At 48.7% G+C, this 23,870-nt stretch carries 24 protein-coding genes and 1 pseudogene; 10 read left to right on the forward strand and 15 right to left on the reverse strand.

What is annotated here, in order from left to right:
- Nucleotides 1-36: 36 nt before the first annotated feature.
- A complete protein-coding gene (locus A3842_RS07365) occupies nt 37-384 on the reverse strand; it encodes a hypothetical protein (protein ID WP_074083630.1) in 348 nt (115 codons plus the stop codon).
- A 151-nt stretch (nt 385-535) separates the two neighbouring features.
- On the opposite strand from A3842_RS07365, the gene A3842_RS07370 reads away from it, so the two are divergent.
- From A3842_RS07370 to A3842_RS32420, 3 genes and pseudogenes are all read left to right on the forward strand, one after another.
- Entirely contained in the window at nt 536-1,666 is a 1,131-nt protein-coding gene (locus A3842_RS07370) for a VanZ family protein (protein ID WP_074100925.1), read from the forward strand.
- 151 nt (nt 1,667-1,817) lie between these two features.
- Nucleotides 1,818-2,868 (forward strand): annotated as a pseudogene (locus tag A3842_RS33235) (serine hydrolase domain-containing protein).
- A 21-nt stretch (nt 2,869-2,889) separates the two neighbouring features.
- Nucleotides 2,890-3,033 (forward strand): hypothetical protein, encoded by a 144-nt coding sequence (locus tag A3842_RS32420; protein WP_178382309.1) that lies wholly within the window; start codon nt 2,890-2,892, stop codon nt 3,031-3,033.
- 79 nt (nt 3,034-3,112) lie between these two features.
- Here A3842_RS32420 and A3842_RS07385 read toward each other — a convergent pair whose 3' ends face one another.
- Nucleotides 3,113-3,880, reverse strand: coding sequence for an exodeoxyribonuclease III (locus A3842_RS07385; RefSeq protein WP_074100947.1), 768 nt, complete (start codon nt 3,878-3,880; stop codon nt 3,113-3,115).
- A gap of 248 nt (nt 3,881-4,128) precedes the next feature.
- Between A3842_RS07385 and A3842_RS07390 the strand changes: the two genes are divergently transcribed.
- On the forward strand, nt 4,129-4,416 hold the full coding sequence (locus A3842_RS07390; RefSeq protein ID WP_074100928.1) for a hypothetical protein: 288 nt from the start codon (nt 4,129-4,131) through the stop codon (nt 4,414-4,416).
- Between the two features lie 149 nt (nt 4,417-4,565).
- Here the strand turns inward: A3842_RS07390 and A3842_RS07395 are convergent, their stop codons facing one another.
- Both A3842_RS07395 and A3842_RS07400 read right to left on the reverse strand, forming a co-directional pair.
- Nucleotides 4,566-5,669: a citrate synthase/methylcitrate synthase gene (locus A3842_RS07395; RefSeq protein WP_074100929.1), complete on the reverse strand. Its 1,104-nt coding sequence runs from the start codon at nt 5,667-5,669 to the stop codon at nt 4,566-4,568.
- A 114-nt stretch (nt 5,670-5,783) separates the two neighbouring features.
- Nucleotides 5,784-6,635, reverse strand: a complete 852-nt coding sequence (locus A3842_RS07400) for a helix-turn-helix transcriptional regulator (RefSeq protein WP_074100930.1) — start codon at nt 6,633-6,635, stop codon at nt 5,784-5,786.
- Nucleotides 6,636-6,887: 252 nt separating this feature from the next.
- Here A3842_RS07400 and fabF point away from each other — a divergent pair, with 252 nt between their 5' ends.
- Nucleotides 6,888-8,126 (forward strand): beta-ketoacyl-ACP synthase II, encoded by a 1,239-nt coding sequence (gene fabF, locus A3842_RS07405; protein ID WP_074100931.1) that lies wholly within the window; start codon nt 6,888-6,890, stop codon nt 8,124-8,126.
- A 149-nt stretch (nt 8,127-8,275) separates the two neighbouring features.
- Here the strand turns inward: fabF and abnB are convergent, their stop codons facing one another.
- The 7 genes from abnB to A3842_RS07440 form a co-directional block, all read right to left on the reverse strand.
- Nucleotides 8,276-9,703: an arabinan endo-1,5-alpha-L-arabinosidase AbnB gene (abnB, locus tag A3842_RS07410; RefSeq protein WP_074100932.1), complete on the reverse strand. Its 1,428-nt coding sequence runs from the start codon at nt 9,701-9,703 to the stop codon at nt 8,276-8,278.
- 169 nt (nt 9,704-9,872) lie between these two features.
- Nucleotides 9,873-10,943 (reverse strand): ABC transporter ATP-binding protein, encoded by a 1,071-nt coding sequence (locus tag A3842_RS07415; RefSeq protein WP_074083638.1) that lies wholly within the window; start codon nt 10,941-10,943, stop codon nt 9,873-9,875.
- Nucleotides 10,944-11,217: 274 nt separating this feature from the next.
- Nucleotides 11,218-12,192, reverse strand: a complete 975-nt coding sequence (locus tag A3842_RS07420) for a phosphotransferase family protein (RefSeq protein WP_074100933.1) — start codon at nt 12,190-12,192, stop codon at nt 11,218-11,220.
- A gap of 4 nt (nt 12,193-12,196) precedes the next feature.
- The gene (locus A3842_RS07425; RefSeq protein ID WP_074083640.1) at nt 12,197-13,165 is read right to left on the reverse strand and encodes a sugar phosphate isomerase/epimerase family protein; all 969 of its coding nucleotides are present in this window, start codon (nt 13,163-13,165) and stop codon (nt 12,197-12,199) included.
- Nucleotides 13,166-13,201: 36 nt separating this feature from the next.
- Nucleotides 13,202-14,266: a Gfo/Idh/MocA family protein gene (locus A3842_RS07430; RefSeq protein ID WP_074100934.1), complete on the reverse strand. Its 1,065-nt coding sequence runs from the start codon at nt 14,264-14,266 to the stop codon at nt 13,202-13,204.
- A 39-nt stretch (nt 14,267-14,305) separates the two neighbouring features.
- Nucleotides 14,306-15,403: a Gfo/Idh/MocA family protein gene (locus A3842_RS07435; protein WP_074100935.1), complete on the reverse strand. Its 1,098-nt coding sequence runs from the start codon at nt 15,401-15,403 to the stop codon at nt 14,306-14,308.
- A complete protein-coding gene (locus tag A3842_RS07440; RefSeq protein ID WP_074100936.1) occupies nt 15,396-16,163 on the reverse strand; it encodes a sugar phosphate isomerase/epimerase family protein in 768 nt (255 codons plus the stop codon). The genes A3842_RS07435 and A3842_RS07440 overlap by 8 nt, the downstream gene beginning before the upstream one ends.
- 326 nt (nt 16,164-16,489) lie before the next feature.
- Between A3842_RS07440 and A3842_RS07445 the strand changes: the two genes are divergently transcribed.
- The gene (locus A3842_RS07445; protein ID WP_074083644.1) at nt 16,490-17,323 is read left to right on the forward strand and encodes an AraC family transcriptional regulator; all 834 of its coding nucleotides are present in this window, start codon (nt 16,490-16,492) and stop codon (nt 17,321-17,323) included.
- 36 nt (nt 17,324-17,359) lie between these two features.
- Here A3842_RS07445 and A3842_RS07450 read toward each other — a convergent pair whose 3' ends face one another.
- Complete coding sequence (locus A3842_RS07450) at nt 17,360-17,596, reverse strand: hypothetical protein (RefSeq protein ID WP_074100937.1); 237 nt, start codon at nt 17,594-17,596, stop codon at nt 17,360-17,362.
- 202 nt (nt 17,597-17,798) lie between these two features.
- Between A3842_RS07450 and A3842_RS07455 the strand changes: the two genes are divergently transcribed.
- Together A3842_RS07455 and A3842_RS07460 are read left to right on the forward strand one after the other, a co-directional pair.
- On the forward strand, nt 17,799-18,116 hold the full coding sequence (locus A3842_RS07455; RefSeq protein ID WP_074083645.1) for a hypothetical protein: 318 nt from the start codon (nt 17,799-17,801) through the stop codon (nt 18,114-18,116).
- A gap of 21 nt (nt 18,117-18,137) precedes the next feature.
- Nucleotides 18,138-18,818, forward strand: coding sequence for a TIGR00266 family protein (locus A3842_RS07460; protein WP_074100938.1), 681 nt, complete (start codon nt 18,138-18,140; stop codon nt 18,816-18,818).
- 123 nt (nt 18,819-18,941) lie between these two features.
- Here the strand turns inward: A3842_RS07460 and A3842_RS07465 are convergent, their stop codons facing one another.
- A complete protein-coding gene (locus A3842_RS07465; protein WP_074083647.1) occupies nt 18,942-19,415 on the reverse strand; it encodes a Fur family transcriptional regulator in 474 nt (157 codons plus the stop codon).
- A 206-nt stretch (nt 19,416-19,621) separates the two neighbouring features.
- On the opposite strand from A3842_RS07465, the gene A3842_RS07470 reads away from it, so the two are divergent.
- Both A3842_RS07470 and A3842_RS07475 read left to right on the forward strand, forming a co-directional pair.
- Nucleotides 19,622-20,497, forward strand: coding sequence for an AraC family transcriptional regulator (locus A3842_RS07470; protein ID WP_074100939.1), 876 nt, complete (start codon nt 19,622-19,624; stop codon nt 20,495-20,497).
- Nucleotides 20,498-20,592: 95 nt separating this feature from the next.
- Nucleotides 20,593-21,267: an S-layer homology domain-containing protein gene (locus A3842_RS07475; RefSeq protein WP_074100940.1), complete on the forward strand. Its 675-nt coding sequence runs from the start codon at nt 20,593-20,595 to the stop codon at nt 21,265-21,267.
- Nucleotides 21,268-21,464: 197 nt separating this feature from the next.
- Here the strand turns inward: A3842_RS07475 and A3842_RS07480 are convergent, their stop codons facing one another.
- Entirely contained in the window at nt 21,465-22,964 is a 1,500-nt protein-coding gene (locus tag A3842_RS07480; RefSeq protein WP_074100941.1) for an IS1182 family transposase, read from the reverse strand.
- Nucleotides 22,965-23,187: 223 nt separating this feature from the next.
- Nucleotides 23,188-23,613, reverse strand: a complete 426-nt coding sequence (locus A3842_RS07485; RefSeq protein ID WP_074088681.1) for a GNAT family N-acetyltransferase — start codon at nt 23,611-23,613, stop codon at nt 23,188-23,190.
- Between the last annotated feature and the right edge of the window lie 257 nt (nt 23,614-23,870).

A 23,870-nucleotide genomic window follows, 5' to 3' on the forward strand; every position in this document is an offset into this window, starting at 1 on the left:
AGTATATGATTGTCCACTACTCAGCTGTGATCCGCCCTATTTCTTATCCACCTGCAACAGTGTAACTGTCTTAACCGCATAAGTGTGGGTGATCTTGTCTTCTCCGATGATATTCAGCTTGACCAGACTGGCGATTTTTGCCGGATCTGCTTTGGAGAGCAGCCTCCACACCTCAGGATCGGATAACGTCTGATACAGCTTGTCGTCATCGTATTCCTTACGGTTCTGCGTGACCAGCTTCACTCTGTAACCCCCGATTTCACTATCCGCAACCCCCTGTTCTGCACAAAATGCCAAGATGTCCTGCCGAAGCTCACCCAGCTCCTTCTCCAGCTCTTTCTGTTTAGCCTTCAGTTTGTAATATTGCTGCACCTTCTTCTCCATATTGCTTCACGCTCCTCTCCTGACATATCTATGCCGGATGGGCAAAATAAATAAGTGTCACTCCGAATTGCAGTGATACCTGCAGGCAGCAGCGTCTAACGTATAGAGGTGTTCTCAGAATTTTTACTATCCTATTTACGGCAGGTGGCTCATGTTTCAATCCTATCTATCTCCAATCTCTTATGCGTTCATGTCTTTTCCTGTGGCAGCGCTACTGTTCACACTCCCCTTCCTCGTGGTTCAATACAGGCGATACGGCTATATCAACAAGATTAGGGCACTCGTCCTTTATTTGTTGCTGCTCTATTTGCTGAACGCATTCTATCTGATTATGCTCCCGATGCCGTCGTCCAGGCATAATGCTATGCCTACGGGAAATATGATTCAGCATATACCGCTTCAGTTCATCCAGGATATTGTCCGCAATTCCAACGTAAGCGCAGATGAACCTTTATCTTACCTCCGGATCCTCCGGCAACCGGATTTCCTTCAGGCCGTATTCAATGTATTTCTGACGGTACCGTTTGGTATGTTCCTGGGTTATTATTTCCGCACACGCTGGGTCGTCTGCATTCTGCTCTCCTTTACGCTTTCACTGCTTTTTGAGATCACTCAGATCACGGGAATTTACGGTTTTTTTGATCATCCATACCGGATCTTCGATGTCGACGACCTGCTTACCAATACACTGGGTGGAATCACCGGATACCGGATTGCGCTCTGGATATCCGCTCTGCTGCCACGAATCGAACAGCTGGACACCCGGGTAGATTTATCCGCCAAAAGAGTCACTTATACCCGCAGAGGCATCGCTGCGGGGTTAGACGCGCCTATCTGGATCATGCTGTTCCTGCTGCTCCATTCCTTCCAGGCCCCAGGCGCTTACTGGATCACGACAGGGGTTTATTTTGTAGTGCTTCCTTTCTGTACCGGCGGGCGGACCTTTGGCAAATGGGTTGTCCGCATCCGCATAAGCAGCGAAGACGGACACAACCGGTTATGGGGATTGATCCTAAGATATCTGCTCCTATACGGAATTATAATTGGGGTGAATGTCTATCTGCTTACTCCCTCCTGGCTCTCCGGTGTATCCGGTCCATGGATGGGAATCATGTATGGTGGAGTAATGATCATGAATTTCATATTCTTTATTCATCTTGTAATCCGTATATTCAAGCGAAACCCGGTGCTGGTATATGAACAACTGAGCCGGACCTGCAACAGGATCACCTGGCCTGATCAGCAGCACGCCGATACCGGGAAGACTTGTGAGATTACATAATATGAACAGGTAGGAGTCCCATGCAGGACTCCTTTTTCCTTGTCCAGGATTAGTATAATATAGTAGGTATAGCTCTTATCCACGTCTATCAAGGGAGATATGATTGTTCTCACTCAGTAAAAGCTTCACCTCGACAGCAATTGGCCTGGCGGTGGCAGAGGGGTTATTGTCACTAGAGGATAAGATGGTGGCTTTCTTCCCTGATGATGCCCCAGCAGACATTAGCCCCAATCTGGCGCAGATGAACATCAGCCACCTGCTGATGATGGGCACCGGCCATACAGAGGATACCATGCCACCAATGATGAGCAGCGAAGACAGCAACTGGGTCCGAGCTTTCCTGAAGCTTCCGGTTGATAAGACACCCGGCGCCCATTTCCTCTACAACACCGGCGCTTCGTATATGCTGTCTGCCATTTTGCAAAAAGTAAGCGGTCTCACCTTACTGGAATACCTGGAACCCCGCTTGTTTGTACCGCTGGGCATACAACATCCAACCTGGGGCTCCCCGGGGGATCAATCTAGGTGGATTTGGGTTAAGCATCACTACCGAGGATATTGCAGCATTTGGACAACTGTATTTACAACCAGGAGTGTGGAATAACCGTCAACTGCTGACCCCGGAATGGATTTCCGCCGCAACCTCCAAGCAAATCAGCAATGATGATGGTAGTCCGGGAGCAGCCTCCAGCGACTGGTCGCAGGGTTATGGCTATCAGTTCTGGCAATGCCAGCATGGCGGATTTCGTGGAGACGGCGCTTTCGGCCAACTCTGCATTGTGATGCCTGAGCAGGATGCTGTGGTTGCCATAACAAGCGGAAGCAGTGATATACAGCGTATTATGAACGGGGTATGGGAGCATCTGCTGCCTGCCATGAGAACAGAATCATCCGTTGCCCCAAACGGTTCTGCTGCGAATGCGGAGCTTGCTCTGCTTCTTGACCGTTTAAGCTTTCAGCCCGAGCGGCAGAAGGAAGCTTCAGTCCTTGAGGCGTTCTTGAACGGCAAAGTATTCAGAATGGATGATAATCCGCAGCAACTGGAAGCCGTTTCGGTTTCTTTTAACACTACAGAGGCGTTATTAATGTTGCAGGGTATGTACGGTAAACAGATTATCAAGCTTGGGCGAGGCAAATGGGTAGAAAGCTTCGCGCAAATCTTGGACTCTACCAAAAACCTGATTTCTTCCAGCTTCACCTGAACTGCGGAGGGCAAGCTTAAGATGACACTGCTGTTTGTAGAAACTCCTTTCTTTCTTACTATGGAAGTGTCGGTTAAGGATACTTCCATGGTACTTCATCAACAATTTAATCTTTCCATGTCCCCTGAGGATCGTGAAGCAGAATTCGTTGGCTATCTGGCATAGGACATCATTAACTACAGAATTGCAAAGGGCCGGACATCCTGATTGGGGATGTACGGCCCTTATTATTATCCATTTAAAGTTAGGATTCCTGTATACCCTCAAGCTGCAAAAACACTGGACAATGATCGCTACCCATTACACTGCACTCCATCCCCGCCAGCTCCAGCTGCGGTGCAAGACGTGAAGACGCCAAAAAGTAATCAATGCGCCAGCCTACATTCCGTTCTCTGATCTTCGGCATATAAGACCACCAGGTGTAGGCCCCTTCCTGATCGGGATGAAGGTGTCTGAATGTATCAATAAAACCCGAATCCAAGAGTACCGTCATCTTCCCCCGCTCTTCATCGGTAAAGCCTGAATTTCCGCGGTTGGCTTTGGCATTCTTCAAATCGATGTCCTGATGGGCAACATTCAGGTCTCCGCACACCAGCACTGGCTTACGGTTGTCCAGCTCCTGAAGATAACTGCGGAAGCGATCCTCCCATTCCATCCGGTAATCCAGTCTCGTCAAATCCCGTTTTGCATTCGGAGTATAGACATTCACCAAGTAAAAGTCAGCGAATTCCAGTGTAATCAACCGGCCCTCGGGCTCTGAATCTTCTTCCATGCCGTATCTTATAGAGAGCGGCTTGATTTTCGTGAATACCGCCGTTCCCGAATACCCCTTCTTCACTGCGTAATTCCAGTACTGTTCATACTCTTCTCCCAGTTCCAGAAGAATTTGTCCGGCTTGAAGCTTGGTCTCCTGTACACAAAAGATATCTGCAGCCGTTTCTTTGAAGTATTCCATGAAGCCTTTGCTAACGCAGGCTCTTAACCCATTCACATTCCAGGATACCAGCTTGATCATCTTAATTCTCCTTACTATTAACAGAATTACTCCCAGTGTAACATATTACAACCTGCTGAATCTCTAACGTTAGTTAGCCGCAAACTTCAATACCAGTGCAAGGGCAGCCATGTTCCATCCTGGATGGAATATTAATCCAACTATAGGCTTGCTATTAATTTGTGCTAACCTCCCATGTCATTCGTCAAAACAATAATAGAGTAACAGAATAGAATATTCTATCAAATGAAAAGGAGGTCGTTACCATGGCTATCTTGTTACCCATTCAATTCTTCAACCTGGCACCCTCTGTAGGTAAATCCTATTACGAGAATCTGGCAGGTGGCATTGATGCAGCTGTAACGGTAAACAACGGTTCTGCATTCCCTGTGGATCTTGTCATTTACCGGGTCAATGCGCCAGTTGTCACTTATACCATCCCTGCACTGAACAGCCTTACCCTTTCTGTCAAAGCACTTCTGGTTGCCGCACTTCTCAGCACGGCTGCCGGCGCTGTCTTTGGCACCATTGAAATTGCAACATCCGATTTCTAGAGCACCGCCAGAGTATCCCCCTCATACTCTCACTCATGATCATCCCTCTACTCAAAACATCCCCGGCCGCTTATCGGACGGGGATGTTTTTGCATACTTACTAGCTATGTTCTAAGAGATTAACCTCAGGAATGATTCTGCAGCTTTTTTTAGAATTCGTTCTGGGGCATAGGGCCGGTATAGACGGATTGCGGACGGAAAATCCGGTTGTTGGCAGCCTGCTCCATAATATGGGCGGTCCAGCCGATAATTCTTCCTGCTGTAAAGGTTGGTGTAAAAATGTCCGGTGAAAGCTCCAGCGCCTTAAGAATTGCAGCAGCATAAAACTCCACGTTGGTGAACAGTCTGCGGCCCGGCTTGTATTCTTGAAGTAAATGTATAGCTGTTGCTTCTACATGAAGTGCCAAGTCAAAAGAAGGATCTTTGCCGATCATTTCTTGTGTCGCGATCTGAAGGGCTTCAGCACGCGGATCTTTGGTTTTATAGATCCGGTGTCCGAAACCCATGATCTTGGTTCCGCTCTCCAGAGCCTTCCGCAGCCACGGTTCCGCCCGTTCCTGGGTGCCAATATCCTCGAGCATGGCTATTACTTCATACGGGGCACCGCCATGCAGCGGCCCTTTCATAGCCCCGATTGCACCAGCGACTGCAGCATTCATATCCGACTCGGTAGACAGTACCACGCGGGCAGCGAAGGTTGAAGCGTTCATGCCGTGCTCCATACATAGAATCAGGTAAGCACTGAGCGCCTGCACATGCGCCTCGGTCGGCTTTTCACCAGTCAGCATGTATAAGTAATTGGCCGCATGCCCAAGCTCTGATAACGGTTCCAGTGGTGTTAATCCGTTCAGCGTACGGTATCTATAAGCAATAATGGTCGGGAGGATGGATGCCAGCCTTACCGCCTGCGCTAGTACCGGGGGCCAAGAGGTATTCTCCTGCTCTCCAAGTGCAGCAATGGTACTCTGCAGCACCAGCATCATTGGAACGGAAGCAGGCATCAGTTCAATGATCTGCCGGATATACCCTGGCAACTGACGGGATGCAGCCATTTCGTTCTTAAGCCGTACCAGCTCTTCCGCAGATGGCAGGTGTCCGTTCCACAGCAAATAGGCTACCTCTTCATAAGTGCGTGTCACTGCAAGTTCTTTCGCCCAATATCCCCGGTATACTAAGTACCCCTTTTCACCGTCCACCAGACCAATGTCAGTTTCCCCTGCCACTACGCCTTCCAATCCGGTCACTTTTGCCATTATACTTTGCTCCTTTTCCGATTCCATAAGTTAAACATCATATTAGGAGTATAAACGTCAAACCTTACATTGCATATTTATAGTTTTTTATGAATCCATAAAGATTTTTTATCATCATTCCTGGGCGTGCTGTTCCATCAGCTGCTTGAGCTTTGCTTCTGTATTGGAGTCCCCTGCCGGTGTATAGATACTGCACCGTAAATCGGTGCTGCCGTGTACTTGGAGCGAGGTCAGGTGAAACAGCATTTTGCCAGCTTTTGCATGGCGGAATTCAAGCACAACATCGGGAGCTGAGCTGACACGGCTCTCTTCCCACAGCGTGTTGAACTCCGGATGCTGCTGCTTCATCTCCGCAATGAAATCATCATACCAGCGGTCCTCCACATATTGGCCGTAATAGGCCCGGAATATGGATAAATACCCGCTGACGAACTGCTGCCAGTTCACGGCGAGGCGCTTGAATTCCTTCCGGACAAATAGAAGAGAGATCATATTCCGCTCCTTCGGCGGGAGCTTGGCAAAGTCGAGAAACACATGCGCAGCCGCTTCATTCCAACCCACAATCCCGCAGCGCCGGTCGGAAATAATAGTCGGACAGGTGGTCAACTCCTGTAGAATTTTCTGCAATGAAGGATTGATCTCGGAGATGTTCTCCTGCGGATAAAGGGCAGCTCCAGGCCCGTTCTCCAGTGCCAGGGCAAATAAATAGCTGCGCTCATCTTTGGTCAGTTGCAAAGCGGCCGCAATACAGTCCAATACAGAAGGCGAGACTTTGATATCCCGGCCTTGCTCCAACCAGGTGTACCAGGTGTTACTGACTCCGGCTAACTGCGCAACCTCTTCCCTCCGCAGGCCCGGGGTCCTTCTGCGCGTGCCTTGAGGCAGCCCTGCGGAGGCAGGCGATATCGCCGCCCGCCTTGCTTTTAAGAAGTCGGATAAAGCCTGTAGCCTGGTCTGAGTAGACATAATCTATGCGCCTCTTCCTGAACAATGTATAGAATAGTATTAATTATACTATGATAAACGACAAATTGTAATAGGATAAATAAAGTGGAAAAATAAACGTATAACAAAAAAAGTTACATGCTTCGGCTGCGAGTATAACACAGTTTCTTTATGGAAGCTTATGCTGTCAAAACATTGTGGATGCTTCCGTTGTGAGTTTTGCGGAGTAGATTCATGGGAGCTTATGCTATCAAAACTTTTAGGGGGATAATTATGGAGCGCGTAGTGATTACCGGCATGGGATTGGTCTCGCCGCTAGGAAATACAGTAGAGAAGTTCTGGAGACGCTTGTCGGCAGGTGAGTCGGGGATCTCTCCGATCACCACATTTGATACTTCACATTTCAAAACAAAGATTGCCGGTGCTGTGCACGATTTCGATCCTGAGGGCCGGTTTGGCCGTAAGGAGGCGCGGAGGATGGACCGGTTCAGCCAGTTCGCTCTGGCTGCTGCCGAAGACGCCTGGGCTGATTCCGGGCTTCAGCTGGACAAGATAGACCGCGAACGATTTGGGGTTTATGTAGGCTCAGGTGTCGGGGGGATTCAGACCTTAATGGAGCAAGCCGATGTGCTGCGTTCTCGCGGACCGGAAAGAGTCAGTCCGACGCTGATCCCGATGCTGATCTCGAATATGGCTGCAGCCTTGATCAGTATTAAGCTGGGGGCACTTGGACCTGCTCTGTCGCCTGTAACGGCCTGTTCCATCGGGAATACAGCCATAGGTGAAGCCTTCCGGCTGATCCGGTACGGCGGTGCCGATGTTGTCATTGCAGGAGGTGCTGAAGCCGCCATTAACGAAATATCACTAGCCAGTTTCGGAAATGCGACTGCGTTGTCCACACATAATGTTGAACCGCTCAAAGCGAGCCGTCCATTTGACGCGAACCGTGACGGGTTTGTCATCGGGGAGGGGAGCGGGATTGTCATCCTGGAGTCCTTATCTCATGCTCTGCAGAGAAATGCCGTCATTTACGGCGAAGTGACCGGCTATGGTGCCAGTTCGGATGCCTATCACATGGTGGCCACCCATCCGGAAGGCATAGGCGCCTATCAGGCCATGAAACTGGCGCTCCAAGAGGCGGATATAGAGCCAGGTGAGGTGGATGTTATCAGCGCCCATGCCACCAGCACTCTGGTGGGAGACCGTTCAGAAACGATGGCGATCAAAAAGCTGTTCGGCGATCAGGCCTACCGCATTCCGGTGACGGCAAATAAATCAATGACAGGGCATGCCCTGGGCGGCGCCGGAGGCCTTGAGGCCATTGCATTAGTTAAGAGTATACAGGAAGGCCTTATTCCACCCACCATCAATCTGGAGGAGCCCGATGAAGTCTGTGACTTGGATTATGTGCCGAACACCGCCCGCCAAGCGGACCTGCACATCGGAATCTCCAATTCCTTTGGCTTCGGAGGTCATAATGCTGTGATTGTACTGCGGAAATATACGGAGTGATCCGATAGCCAGACACTAAAATCCATAAAAACCTTCAGCTCCCCTGCACGCAGGAGGGGCTGAAGGTTTACCGCTGGTGCCTTTTTGTCGTGCTGCACCTGGAGCTTGTTAACTCTAGCTATATCGATCGCAACGGGCTAAATTGCCGGTTAGTTCTCCTCTGTTTCCGGTAAATCGTGGCTTCCCCAGAGCGAGATGCCTGCAGACGATACCACAGAAAACGTCATTACACTTTTACCGGCCGCTTCATCCCACTCCTTGAGGAAAACTCCGCTGTAGGCCACACCGTCAATAATCAGCTCAGCATTATGTTCTCCCGTCAGCTTCCAGGTCCCTTCAACCGCCCCGGTAATTTTTCCGTCAGCGGTTAATTCAATCGGTTTCGAGCCGGCAACTTTCGCCGAGATTTCTTTGCCGTGGTTAATATATCCATAACCGCCGCTGATCTCCACGGCAGTGTACTTACCAATCTTCTCTCCGCTATATCGGTGCGGCGCTACCACTGGCCATCCATCGGTATTCATAAACATCTGGTGTACACGAACCTCATGCTCCTCACCCCTCCCAGGAAAGCGGGTATGAAAAATAAGAAAATATTGTCCACTCTTGGCATCATAATATGCGGAATTGTGGCCAGGAGAGATATAACCCTCCCGGTTTGCCTCCGGATCCAGCCCTGCATTCGTGAATTCGAAATTCCCCATCAGCTTCACTCCATATGGAGAGTAAGCCGGATCATCGAACAATACACCTGCTGTACCTTTCGCATCCAGCATAGCCTTGCCTTCCGAGTCTTCAAATGGACCATCCGGGTTCTTGGAGCGGGCAACACGGATATTATATCCGCCCTTCGCATCCAGTCCGCCATAAGAAAGGAATAGATAATAATAATCGGTTTCAGGACTGTACAGCATGTAAGGCCCTTCAATCCGGGCGTGGTTGCCTCCGAGCAGTTTTTTGCCATAACCCTGATCAGGCAGCGGCATACCTGTCTTGGCATCCAGCTCCAAGATAAAGATCCCGCCGGAATAGGAACCATATACCATCCAAAGCTTACCGTTCTCGTCAAAAAACACGTCAGGGTCAACTACGTTAGGCTTCTTCGTTGCATCATAAATTTCACCGTCATCGCCTGTGCCAGTCATACCGGATTTGAGAATGATCCCCTTATTTTTATAGGGTCCTTCAATCTTGCTGGATACAGCTATTCCCATTGCCGACAGCGGAGAATCCCCTTTGCAAGCGTTATAGTACATATAGAATTTCCCGTCAGACAGCTGAATGACATCAGGTGCCCATAGCGTATCCGTCTGTGCCCAGCTGAGCGTTTCACTTAATTCTTCAGTAACATTGGGAATAAGCACATTGCCGTCGGCAACGCCAGAAGACACCTGCGTCCAGTCCATCAAATCTTTGGATTTGGCCGAAGCCAGATGGGAGCCAAAGACATAATACATATCATCTACTTTGATTACAGAGGGATCATGTACAGAAACATTATTAAATTCAGGGTTGCTGTTGCTGCATGCCGTCAAAATAGACAATGATAATAAAGTGGTAAACGTTCTTTTTTTCATCCTTCAACCTCCTATGTATACCCTTACATTTTGCTGTCCGGAGATGAAATAGTCAATACTTTTATTTAAATATATTAGTTTTGTTTCACACTTATCTAAACATTAATCCGTTATTTCACGCAAAAAAGCGCCAAGTCCATAAAGGAGCTTGACGCTTACAACTAATATATTAATAATCTCCGGCGTTCTCTACCAGGATCGGCTGCGGATAAGCGTTGCTAAGAACACGCCGTCTTTTCTTCACCACTTCAGGCGGCTCTACCGCTGGCGCCATCGGATGCATCAGCCAGGATTTTACCAGATGGGAGTCGGACACCTTGTACATTGGAGGTTCTTTCTCCATATCGATCTGCATCGCATAAGTGCTGCGGAGTGCAAAAGCATCGCCCTTCGGCGGCTTGATCAGATCCGGAGGCGTTCCGGGAATCGCAGTAAGCAAAGAACCCTTACTTTCCAGACTTGGCATGGAAGCCAGCAGACCCCAGGTATACGGATGTCTTGGGTCATAGAAGATTTCTTCCGCTGTGCCCATTTCAACAATCTGACCGGCATACATTACCGCAACGCGGTCAGCCATTCTGGCTACAACCCCGAGATCATGGGTAATGAAGATAATTGCGGTATCAATTTTCTTCTGGAGATCCTTCATCAAATCCAGGATTTGTGCCTGAATCGTTACATCGAGCGCGGTGGTCGGCTCATCGGCAATCAGAAGCTTAGGGTTGGCTGCAAGTGCCATGGCAATCACCACACGCTGGCGCATCCCGCCGCTGAACTCATGTGGATACTGCTGAAAACGGCGTTCCGGTGAAGGTATCCCTACCAGGTTCAGCAGTTCGATCCCGCGTTTGTACGCAGCATCCTTGGAGATTTTCTCATGCTTGAACAGCACTTCGGTAATTTGCTTGCCGACCTTCATCATCGGATTCAACGAGGTCATCGGGTCCTGAAAAATCATTCCGATTTCTTTCCCGCGGATCTTCTGCATTTGCTTTTCATTTTTACCAATCAGGTCCTGCCCGTCGAACAAAATCTGTCCGCGCTTGTATTCACCCATCGGCTGGGGAACCAGCTTCATGACAGCCTGCGAAGTTACGCTCTTACCGGAACCGGATTCGCCCACGATCGCCAGTGTTTCCCCTTTATTCACATGAAAGCTTACACCACGGATCGCTTGTACTTCGCCTCCGCGTGTTCTGAATGATATAGCCAGGTCTTTTACCTCTAAAAGGCGCTCCATCCTGTCACCCTCTCGTTTCTTTTCAAATTACGATAATGATTCTCAATACGTAAAAAACACACAATAAGTATTATTTTATCTATTTACATGTGCTTACGTCAAGAATTTTCTGAAAACCGGCGATGCCGAAGCAAACGCGTTCATCCCTAACAAAATATACACGAACCGCAATAGTATAGCAAAATTACACACGGCCCCGTTCAAGTCCGCTGTGCCGTTCACAGGCAAGAAGACCGGTGTCTCCTGTGAGAACCGGCCTTCCGCTTTTTCACATTTATACTTCCACTGTGTTCACAAAGTCTTTCAAGGTTTCACGCAAATTATCAAACGCCCAGCCAATATGATTCTCATCCTTATATTGCCTGGAGTAATACTCGATGACCAGAATCAGATCAAGATACAGGTCGTACAGCCTGATGCGGAGCTGCTCGCCCGGACTGTTAAACACTGCACCATAGCCCTCCAAGAATGCCGGAGAATTCTCAAAGTGCCGGAAGTAATATTCGAGCAGGACATCCCCCCACAGCGCGCGTTCCCAGTCAATAATCGAGACAATCGCACCGTCTTGGACAAAGATATTGCCATTCCACAGATCCCAGTGAATCAGGCGCGGTTCGGTTACCTCATCAAGTGCAGGCAGATACCTCTCCAGCCCCTGCCTGATTTCGTCATACGAAGACGGGAGCGCAGCCCCCAGTCTTTGACCATCGTCCAGCACATTATGAATCATCTTTGTGAAGGTCTCACGCCATGTTCTTCCTGTTCCATCAGGAGACTCCCCAAAAAGCCCAAAGTGCCCGCCCTTTATCTCATTAATTTGCCTTTGATAGCGGCCCAGCTCCAGTTCAATGGAGGCTTTCACTTCATCCGTGAGGCTCTCTTTGACCTCATTGTAGGGCATCCCTTCAACCTTTTCCATGAAAAAATAAGGACTTCTAATCCGTTCGCGGCTCTCATCGAATCCATAGACGGCTGGAACCGGAACGCTGCCTGCTGCCAGAACCAGACGAAGTGCCTCCACTTCTGCGCGCATGATGTCTTTTTCGTAGCTCAGCGTTGCTGTCTCATCAGAGGGTGCGACCTTCAGAATCACGGATCGTCCGTCCGATAATTCCAGATCGTAGGCAGTATTAAAAAAACCTCCGGTCAACTCCTTGCTGCTGATGATCGATGTATCCTTTCCAAACGTACCCGTTACTAAAGTTCTCAGCTGCTGATCATCCAATTTGACTTTAGTAAAACTCTCCATTTGTTTAGACCCACCACATATCGGCAAGAGGTTCCTCAATTAGTACCTGGCGGAGATTGTCTACCGCTTTGGAGAATCCTTCTTCAATAGACATCAGTCCATCCTCGTGCTCAATACTGACCACATAATCATAACCAACCAAGCGGAGTGCGCTGATGATATCCGCCCAGACCTTCACATCATGGCCATAGCCCACCGAACGGAACTGCCACGCCCGGTCCAGCATATTCGTGTAGGATTGCATATCAGTCAAACCGTACATATTCACATTTACTGGATCAATCACGGTATCTTTGGCATGGAAATGATGGATTGCACCTTGACGTCCCAGGATATGAATGGCCTGCACCGGATCAATGCCCTGCCACCACATATGGCTCGGATCAAGGTTCGCGCCGATCACTTCACCTGCTGCCTCTCTGAGACGCAGAAGAGTAGCGGGCGTATGAACAGAGAAGCCCCCATGCAGCTCAAGACCAATCTTCACATCGTGCTGCGAGGCAAACGCACCCCATTCTGTCCAATAAGGGATCACTTTGTTCTCCCACTGCCAGGTCAGAATCTCCTGGTAGTCATTCGGCCATGGAGCTACCGGCCAGTTCGGGTATTTCGCATCTTCATGATCGCCTGGGCAACCTGAAAAGGTGTTCACAACAGAAACACCAAGCTTCTGCGCCAGTTTGACCGAATTGACGAAATCCTCGTGATCCTTACGGGCCAGTTCTTTCTGCGGATGCAGCGGATTACCGTGGCAGCTCAGTGCACTAATCATCAGACCGCGTGACTCTACCGCATGCTTGAATTCTTTGAGTGCAGTCTCATTCTCCAGCAGGAGCTTGGGATCACAGTGGCTGTTGCCCGGATTGCCTCCAGTGCCGATCTCTACAGCCTTAAGTCCTTTGGAAGCTACATAATCCAGCGCGTCCTCCAGCTTGCGACCGCCGAAAAGCACCATAAATACTCCAAGTTTCATTGTTCTGCCGCCTCTCGTTCAGGATAAACATTCATTTCAATACTCGTCAAAATCCTTAATGGTCTGATTGGTTTCAGCCGCCGCAAATATCGCCTCGATCAGCTTCAGCACACGCATGACCTCGGCATTTTTGACAATCGGCTCTGCCGTTCCCTCAATGACATCGGCAAAATTGGTATAGAAGCTGGAGGACAGCTTCACTGCTGTCGGCAGCACATCTGTAATCGTCGCCCCTTCTGATGGAGGAGCCATGGTCTTCGTAAGGCCTACACCGGCGCGGATTGGGGTAGGCTCCCGTCTTTCGCTCTCCTGATTGCGGGTAACGATCCGTCCCGTCAATGACCAATCTTCAATAATTCCGGTGCCTTCAGTACCTTTTACATACCATCTTGGCAGTGTAATAAAGTTAGTAGTTCCAACTTCCACGACGGCTTTGACGCCATTCTCGAATTGCAGCAGCGCCTCGAAGCCGTCATCCACTTCATTGCCCAGAATGAAGCTTAAGCTGCTGCTCACGCTGGTCACTTTACTGTCAATCATGAACAACAACTGATCCAGCAGATGAACACCCCAATCCAGCAGCATGCCGCCGCCCTGTGCCTTCACATGCCGCCAGTCACCGGGGATGCCATTGGCTCCGTGCACACGCGATTCAAGCTGGAACAGAGGGCCGATTGTGTTATGCTCATACATTTCCTTGATGATCCTGAAGTCTTCGTCCCACCGGCGGTTCTGATGCACCATCATGATACGTCCGGCGGCTTCAGCCGCCTCAAGCATTTCATTGAATTCATCCGAGGATAATGCCACGGGCTTCTCGCAGATTACATGTTTACCGGCTCTAAAAGCTGCGATGGCGATTTCTTTGTGCACATCATTAGGTGTAGCAATCAGTATGGTTCCAACCTTCGGATCAGCCAGAACCTCCTCATAGCTGGCATAAGCCGTAAATCCCGCTTTTACCGAAGCACTGCGGCGTTCCTCTAGCAGATCGAACGTTCCGGCCACCTCCAGGCGGCCGTTCTCCTCAATCAATTGTGTGTGATAGCTTCCCATTCCGCCATAGCCAACGATGACGATTGTATGCTTCTGTGAACTCATGGTCTCCACTCCTGTTTCGATAGACGTTAACTTTGCCAGTTATTTGTCTGAGCTTCCGTCAAAATACACCGCACGGCCAGTCCGTGCCGATTCATAGATTGCTTCAAGAATTTGTGTAACTACAAAAGCTTGCTCCGGTTTTACAACGGGTTCTTTGTCTTCAATTACTGCTTCCAGCCACAAGCGGGCTTCACGGTCTGCTTCACTCTCCGCTTCTCCGCTGTAGAAGGCTACACCGCCGGAGGAGAGATCCACTTTGGTCTCGTACAGACGTCCTGCACGTTCTCCGTTCAAACGTAGACCGTCCTTCATATCCGCCCCGCCTTCTGTGCCTGCAAGTAAAGTTTGGGCTTCACGGAACTCGGACACATTCAGTGCCCAGCTGGATTCCAGAGAGATCGTCGCTCCATTTTCCATAGTGATAAATCCAAAGGCGGAATCTTCTACCTTGAATTGTTCAGGATCCCAAGGACCGAAGGCATTTGCCGCATTTTTCTTCTGTCCCAGCTTGTGGAATGTCGAACCGACTACCATCCGGGGTTTATAATTATCCATCAGCCACAGGGTCAGATCCAGGGCATGCGTCCCGATATCGATCAGCGGGCCTCCTCCCTGCTTCTCTTCATCCAGAAATACTCCCCACGTCGGAACCGCACGGCGGCGCAGCGCAATTGCCTTGCCATAATAAATCTCACCCAGTTCTCCACTTTCACAGAGGCCCTTCAGATATTCACTGTCCGAACGGAAGCGGTTTTGGTATGCGATGGAGAGCTTTTTGCCGGTACGGCGTGCTGCGTCCAGCATTTCCTGAGCCTGGGCTGTTGTCTTAGCCATCGGCTTTTCACACATCACGTGTTTGCCGGCTTCAAGCGCTGCTACGGAGATCACGGAATGACTGTCATTAGGTGTACATACATGAACGATATCAAATCCGCCTTTTGCCAAAAGCTCCCGGAAATCAGTGTAGACAGCTGCATCCTCAGTCCCATAAGTTTTCGCCGCTTCCTGTGCACGTTCCTCTACGATGTCACAAAAAGCCATCATTTCGGCATTTTTTTGACGGGACAGACTTGGCATATGTTTGCCGTTTGCGATACCACCGCAACCGATAATAGCAATTTTGAGTTTGTTAGACATGAACTTTTCCTCCTTGATTGGCATATGTTCTAACCCATTTCAGGCTGTCCGCTACACTTTCAAGCGGTGATCTGCTGCAATAATCCTGCTCTACTACGGCCCATTCCGCACCCGCTGCATCAGCAGCCTCCAGAATCGCAGCCAGATTTACTTCCCCTTCGCCCAATACAACCGTCTCCGCCGATCCGTCTTCACGCTTTTTCATATCCTTCAGATGGATAATCGGCAGGCGTCCGGCGTATTTGTTGATATATTCTACCGGATCATATCCACCATAATATACCCAGCAAGTATCCATCTCCACTTTCAGCACTTCGGCAGGCACTTCCTCGAAGATACCGTCAAAAGCGGTCCGTCCGCCGAATTGCTCCGTGAATTCGAAATCATGATTATGATAAGAAAGAACGGCGCCGCGAGCGCTGCACTTCTCTCCAATAGTCCGCAAATTCGCTGCAACCTCTTCCCAATTGCGCTGCTCTTCAGTCAGATAAGGCACAATCAGATTGCGGTTGCCGATAGCCAGATTGAAGCTGATTTCCTGCTCCGTGTCATTCAGCATAGCATCATATGGACGATGTGCGCCGAGCGCGGTAAGACCCGTTTCCTGAAGCAGTGCAACTACTTCTTCTGCCGTCCGTCCAAAGAAATGATAAAATTCTACCCCGGCATATCCAAGCTCCGCTACCTTGCGGAGGGTTCCTTCAAAATCCTGTTCCAGTTCTTCTCTCAGCGTATACAACTGTAAGCCGATCTTCAGCATGTTTGCCTCACTCCTAATGGTTTGGATTGTACTTCCATATCTATCCTGCTTCTTATCGTCCCTGTGGTGCCACATCATATGACTCACCTGAACAAAAGGGCTGCAAGCAACTGAATGCCCAATATCTGTCTCCCTTATCCTTCATGTTCCATATGTGTACCTATGTAGCTTTCAGAGCCGCTATAAAGCCCCCTCCACATCATTTATATGTTTTTTGCTCAGGTCCATAGTAATATGAAAGCGTATATAATAAAATGAAGAATATGATTAAAACATGAACAATCTGCTTATCATTTCAATATCCTATTCCATCAACAGGAGGACCTATGACACAAACAGCACCATGCCACATCCTGTCAGCCGGATTCTCAGTTCACCGCAAGCCCTTCCATATGTCGGGTGGCGACAGCGTTCAGTATTATCTCCTGCGTCTGCAGACTGAAGGACGCAGCCGGACCATGGTTGATGGTGTTCTCACCACCGTAGAGAGCGGCGATCTAATGTTGTTCGCACCAAGCGATCCCTATTATCTGAGTATCGACAAAGAGAGCTATCCCGTGGGGAAGCCCCGTATTGAAAGTGGTGACTATCATATTTTCTGCGGAGGGCCCTGGATTGAAGAATGGTGGACCCGCAAGCAGCGCCCGCTGGTTCTCCACATGCCGCTCAGCGACTATTTCCTGGGCCTATTCCGCCAAATCGTGCTGGAGCAGCGCCGTTTGTCCAATCCTTCACCAGAGATCTCTGCTTGTTATCTGCAGATTTTGTGCCTGGAAATCGACCGCCTAATGTCTGAACAGCCAGCGGTTTCACCCAAGGGCTATCTGGCGTACCGCATGAAGCAATATGTCGAGGAACATGCTGCTTATCCGTTCCGTCTTGAGGATGTGGCCGGACATGTGGATATATCGGTCTCCCGCGCGGTTCATCTGTTCAAGGAGGCTTTTGGCACCACCATTGTCAAGTATGTAAACGACGTCAGACTGGATATGGCACGGGAGAGGATCACCTTCAGCCCTATGCCGCTGGAGCATGTCTCTGAGACATGCGGCTTTGCCAATTATACCTATTTCCACCGTTTGTTCCGGGGACGTTTCGGGATGTCACCCAAGCAATACCGTGCGTATAGCCGGCAGACCGAAATGACCTCACTGCCGTAATCCAATCCCGCTGAGCCTGGACTGGCGAATCAAGGTTTACACCCCAATGATGGTGAATTTAGCTTTATTCTCCAGACATGCAAAAGGAGCGCCATCCTGAAAGATCCGCTCCTTGTGTTTGACCTTATTCAGTTTCTGCTGCTTGCTTGGGGTGACCCGGACATGCTGGGATATCACGCCGTACTGATCATTTTGCCTGCGGTTTCGTTCCGCGCACCAGGTGCCGGAGCGTTCTGCCCTCAGCAGAGCTTTTTGTGTTTTTGTGCGTGCCATATGCGCTTGCACTCCTTTTTTAGTCTGAATGTTCAGTAGATTGGTGTCTAGACCTGTTGATATTTTAATTTTAACATATTCGTTTGTAGATTTCCCGGTAAAGTTGATTATAATCATTACGCCTGCCGGCGTCCGCTTGCACAAGCAGCTTCGGGTACAGTATTCTTGATGGTACAAGCCTATCCCTAAAAAGGAAGATTCCATGAAGAATTGCGACCGTCCAAGGATCATTACCCTATGCGGATCGACCAAGTTCAAACCACAGTTCGAGGCCGCAAATGCCGCTTTAACCCGCCAAGGCGTAATCGTGCTGAGTCTGGGATTCTTTGAACAGAGCGAGGGCATTCATATTTCAGCGGATCAAGCGCATCTGTTCGAACAGCTCCATTACAGCAAAATCAAAATGTCAGACGGAATTATGGTCATTCATGTGAATGGGTATATCGGTGAAAGTACACGCAAAGAGATTGAGTACGCCCGGAGAATGGGCAAAACCGTGGAGTACTGGGAAAGCCAGTAACCACAGATGCGGAGGGAATTCATGAAATACGATGTATTGTACGAAGGTGCTTTTGCTATGCTTAAGGTATATTTGAATCCTGGTGAAAGTGTCAAAGCAGAGATGGGTGCGATGGTCGCCATGTCCCCCAATGTGGAAATTAGAGGTACTGTGGACGGCGGCATAATGAGGGGACTCGGAAGAATGCTGAGCGGGGAGAAATTTTTCTTCCAGGAACTGACGGCGACAAGAGGGCAAAGTGAAGTCCTGCTCTCTCCGGGATCCATTGGTGACATTCAGGCCATAGAGCTGGACGGATCGTACAAGCTATTTGTACAAAAGGACGGATTTCTCGCCGGGACCCATGGTATTCAGGTCAATACAAAAATGCAGAATCTGACGCGCGGGCTGTTTTCCGGGGAAGGATTCTTCATCATTGAGATCAGCGGCAGCGGTACGGTGTTCCTCTCATCGTTCGGAGCGATACATGCCATCAACCTGGAACCGGGCGAGGAAATGATCATTGATAACGGACATCTGGTGGCCTGGCCGGATTATATGGATTACAAGGTGGAAAAAGCAGCCTCCGGCTGGTTGAACAGCTTAACGAGCGGGGAAGCCCTGGTCTGCCGGTTCCGCGGCGAAGGTGTTGTGCTGGTGCAGTCCCGCAATCCGGGAAGCTTCGGAACATGGATCAAATCTTTTGTACCCTCCAGGCCCTAAAAAATCAAAACGGCATTTCAGAGCGCAATGTGCAGGCTCTTGAAATGCCGTTTCTACTTGTGGGCAGAAATTCCACCCATGCTAATTCATTCATCTGCCGGATGACTCATACCAGCACCAACCTCATGAGACCGCCTGGCAATCCTTTTCTCCTTTGCAGCCGTTCCGTTTGCATGTATTGTAGGTTCCTTTGAAATCGAGCCGGTGGTCCGTAACATTGAATCCATATTCTTGTTCCAGCCGGAGCTCCAGGTCATGAAGCCAATCTTCCTTGATTTCCTCCAGCCTGCCGCATACATTGCAAATCAGGTGATGGTGCATATGGGCATGATCGTCACCGCGCAAATCATATCGTGCTACCCCATCGCCAAAATTCATCTTTTCCACAATATGAAGTTCACATAGCAGTTCCAGAGTCCGGTACACCGTCGCAAGACCAAGATGCGGATAGCTGGTCTTAACCAGCATATATACTTCTTCCACACTTAAATGGTCCTTCTCATTATCCAGCAGGACTTTGACAATGGCTTCTCGCTGAGGAGTCAATTTATAGTTTTGTGCAGCAAATTGCTGACTGATATTAACAATCGGGTTCACCTTAGGTCTCCCACCTTTCCGGAAGCGAGGATTGCGATTATAATTAGTAATCGTTACGAATTAAGCATAACAAAAATACCCACCAAAGAAAAGGGCCTGACATGATTATACCATTACGTTTACAAATTTCGCACAAACCATCAAAAAAAAATATTAAGAATATTCCATAATAGACTTTGTACTCCACTTGTAAAGGGATGAAACAGATGAGTTATTATCACAGAATTCAGCTGTCGCTGGACTACATTGAAGATCATTTGCAGGACGAACTGCGGATTGCTGAGATTGCCGGCAAAGCCTGCTTTTCCCCCTTCCATTTCCAGCGTATGTTCCTGGCGGTTTCCGGCTTTACCGTACACGAATACATTCGCAAGCGGCGACTCACCGAAGCGGCAAAGCTGCTGCGTCACACCAGCGAAAGTGTGCTGCAAATTTCCCTGGCCTGCCAATATCAGTCCCAGGAAGCCTTCACTAGAGCTTTTCAAAGCTACGCAGGTATGACTCCTGGCAAGTACCGGAAATCTCTGGATCTGACCACCGAATCCCAGCACAAGATCAACTTTCTGGAGCTGCAAAAAAATACCGAAGGAGATGTAGAACGAATGGACAAACCAACCATGATTCAGCTAGATGACACCCCTATTATCGGCTATAGATACAAAACCAGCCTGAACGGAGACGGCCACTATGAAGATATTCCCGGATTCTACGATGATTTTGGACGAAACGGACGGTTTATGCCTATACCGGATAAGGTTTCTCCGGGAATGTCCTACGGCATTTCTTGTGATTATCAGGACAACGGCGACTTCTCCTTCATCGTAGGTGAGGCAGTAACGGAAAGTGCAGAATTGCCGGACGGGAATTACACCCATTTGGTTCTCCCTGCAGGAAAGTATGTGATGTTCAAAGCTTATGGACCCGCCTCACTCACTGCAACGACCCGCAACTATATTTATGGAACCTGGCTGCCGAATTCCGGCTATGAACGTCGGGATGGCCCCGACTTTGAAATCACGGATGTGGTGAACTCAACTTTTCCAGATCACATGCGCATCACGATTTATATTCCCGTTGACTAAATTTAGGGGTCTGCAACCTTTCCATAAACTGTCGCGTCTAAGGAGTTGTATAAGGCCAAGCGGCCTGAATCCTATAGACAAAGGTGGACAACAATATGAACTTCAAAAAGAGCGCTTTTGCAGCGATCACCAGTGTATCGCTTCTTACTTTCTCACTCGCCGGTCCCATCTTTGCCGCTGACAGCAGCTTCAAGGATATTGACAGCGTTACCGGCAAAGACAAAATCATTTCCCTTAAGGATCAAGGCCTGATCAAGGGCATCTCTGACACCCAGTTCCTTCCAGGCGCCAAGGTAACCACCGCTCAGGGCATACAGTTCATCTCAGGCGGCCTTCAGCTAAGCCTTGCAGCTATCGACTTCAACAAGGCGCCGCTCGCCAGCAGCACGTTCACCAAGGTTAAAGACAACGCCTGGTACGCGGAAGCTTTTATCAACGCCCACTACAACGGGATTGAAATTCCTGCAGATATCGACCCTGCAAAGCCAATGACCAAAGAATTATTCACAAATCTGCTGATTCAGGGTATAGAAAAAGTGGGCAATCTGCCTATGATCAACATTGTCCCTGCCGACATTTCAGATGCGGATGCCTTGAACCCGTCTTTCCAGGGCAGCATTCAGCGCTCGCTGAAATACAAGATCAACACTCTGGATGCCAACGGCAAGTTCCATCCGAAAAGTGAAATTACACGTGCTGAAGCAGCTGTTATGCTCTATAATGCTCTGGACTACCTGAAATCCAAAACGGATATCGTTCCACAAAGCTAAATACAAAGTAGACCCTTTTGCTCGTTCTGTCCTGCTAATGGCATCCCCATTGGCGCACCAAGTGGAAACGGCTTCGCCGTCCTTTTAAAAACATATGCTTCCGAAGCGGGGGTGTCCCATAAGTAGAATTTTCTACGAATGGGACCGTTCTTTTGTTTTAAAAACCGTAAAACGATAGCAAGGCAGCGATTCTCCCGTTATTGGAGGATCGCTGCTTTGCGTTTTTGGTCATTGGCTGCTTGCTTTAGCAGATTATGGGCAAGGGAAAGCCAACCGACTTCGAGGGTCACTTTCTCCATCCCTCGAAGCAGGAAGCGCCGGAATCCCCGGTTATTCTTCAGTTGTTCAAACACACTTTCCGGTTCCGTCATCCTCCGCACAGCCAAGGCGTAACCGTCTTCACTCCGTAAAATTTCCCGAGCCTGTTTCTGGTATCGCAGTCGTTCCAAACTGACGACGACTTCCCGATTTCCTGTCGACCTTGTACAACGTTCCTTCAGTAGGCAACCGTCACAACTTTCGCTACGATAATGACGTTTTCGAATTTCATATCCACTCTCTAACGTTTCCTTGCTTTCTTTGCGGAAATGCAGCATTTGTCCGGCTGGGCACTTCCATGTATCCTCGGCTTCATCGTACGTCCAGTTCTCAATCTTTCCAATATTCTCTTTCCACGCTTTGCTCTTTTCTTTGTGGTAGCTACCGTATTTGACCACGGCCTTCACGTGTTCGTTTTCCAAATACGCATAGTTCTCTTCACTACCGTAGCCTGCATCCGCAATCACCGTCTGCGGAAGTTTCCCCAAGATCCGCCTTGCTTTTTCCATATGCGGCCATAAACAACGGGTATCGGTAGGTCTTGGATGTAGACTGTATGTTAATATAAACTGGTATTCGGTTCCGATCTGTACATTGTAACCCGGTTTGAGCTGACCGTTTCGTATGTGATCTTCCTTCATCCGCATAAAGGTTGCATCCGGGTCTGTCTTGCTGAAGCTGTTCCGGTCACCGAGCAGTACTTGATACTGTTCGTACTTTAACAGCCTGGGCATCAAATCCTTGCGAAGCTTCTGAACGGCTTTTTTCAGTGGTTTGTCCTTGGGCTTCTCCAGCAGTTGCGACTCTAGCGCCTGGGTCATTTGTTCGAGTTTCTCCCTGCCGATCTCGGCGGACTCGCCAAGTTCGCTCAGGTCCTGGCCACGGTGTTCCTGTTCTTCTTGTTTCTCTACGGCCTCAATATCGACAAACAATGCATGTACCTTTGCTTGCAGCTTGGCCTTATGTTTACTAACAGCTTTACCCCATACGAAGGTGTAGCGATTGGCGTTCGCCTCGATTTTGGTTCCATCCACAAAATAATGCTCCAGGGAGATGTATTTCTCGTCCGCCAGAAACTGAAGCACGGCGGTAAATACGGTTTCAAGGACGTCCTTCATCCGCTGAGAACGAAAGCGGTTAAGCGTGCGGAAATCCGGGCGTTGCCGTCCCGCCAGCCACATAAAGGGAATGTTTTCCCGGACCGCTTTGGCGATTTGCCGGGAGGAATAAATGCGCTGGGTGTAGGCGTAGATGATGACTTTGGTGAGCATTTTGGGGTGGTATTTGTCGCGGCCGCCGCCAGGGTAGGCAGCGTCAAAGATGGCGTCGTCTATGTTAAAAGAAAATAAAGTGTTAGACTGTATTTGTTGATTTGACACGGTTTCTGAGTTTGATAATCGTTAACTTTTAATAAATAAGTATTGGACTGACTCATTAAAAGTAGCAGCGGCAGAACAAGACTTGATAAATAAGTCTTAGACTGCCGCTATTGTTATTAAACTAATGTTTCCCGTTAGTTGAACGGCTTTTGGGTACTCTGAACCACTCGCTCTCTTTAGCTCTCTAATAAAACTTTGCTGTTTATTTACTAAAAGTGGTCTGTCATTTGTCTAACATTTTTGAAAAGTACTTAGGAGCCTCCTTAAAACCTTGTCTCTCATAAAATTTATGAGCATCTATTCTTCTGGAATGACAATGAACTTGGATACTGTCACATCCCCTTTTTCTGGAAGAGGCAGAGGCAAATTCCTCTAATTCCTTTCCAATTCCTTTACTTCTAATAGAAGAGTCCACAACAAAATAACTAATTGATGCGATATCTCCTTTCATACCCAATTGTGGGATATAATGCAGGGAAATACAGGCAGTAACCCTTCCTTCAGCTTCATAAACCATCAATTCTTCATTGGGGTCAGCAAGAAGCCTTTCCATGTTCTCTTTAATAAAAAATTCGGTGTCCGGGTAGCCTAATTGCATCAATAATTTGGATATATCTTTTCTATCCTCCAATTTCGCAACTCTAATCATAGATTTCATCTCCATTCATTTCTCACTTTATAAGGTGTCGCTCGACATAAATCTCTATCGGTAACCCATTCATCGTAATCATAGTATTATATTAGCGAAATTACTAGAACCACGGTGTGGCTATTTCATTGCAGGTGTGGTTTATTGTTAATAGACTATAACTCAATAAAATGTCAGCTATATAGATTGAACTAATGATTTTTATGTTTTAGGATTGCCGTGACTCCAGAGAATATTTGGACTTCCGGCCGCTGTTG

The organism is Paenibacillus sp. P3E, from assembly GCF_001909045.1.
Lineage (GTDB): Bacteria > Bacillota > Bacilli > Paenibacillales > Paenibacillaceae > Paenibacillus_AQ > Paenibacillus_AQ helianthi.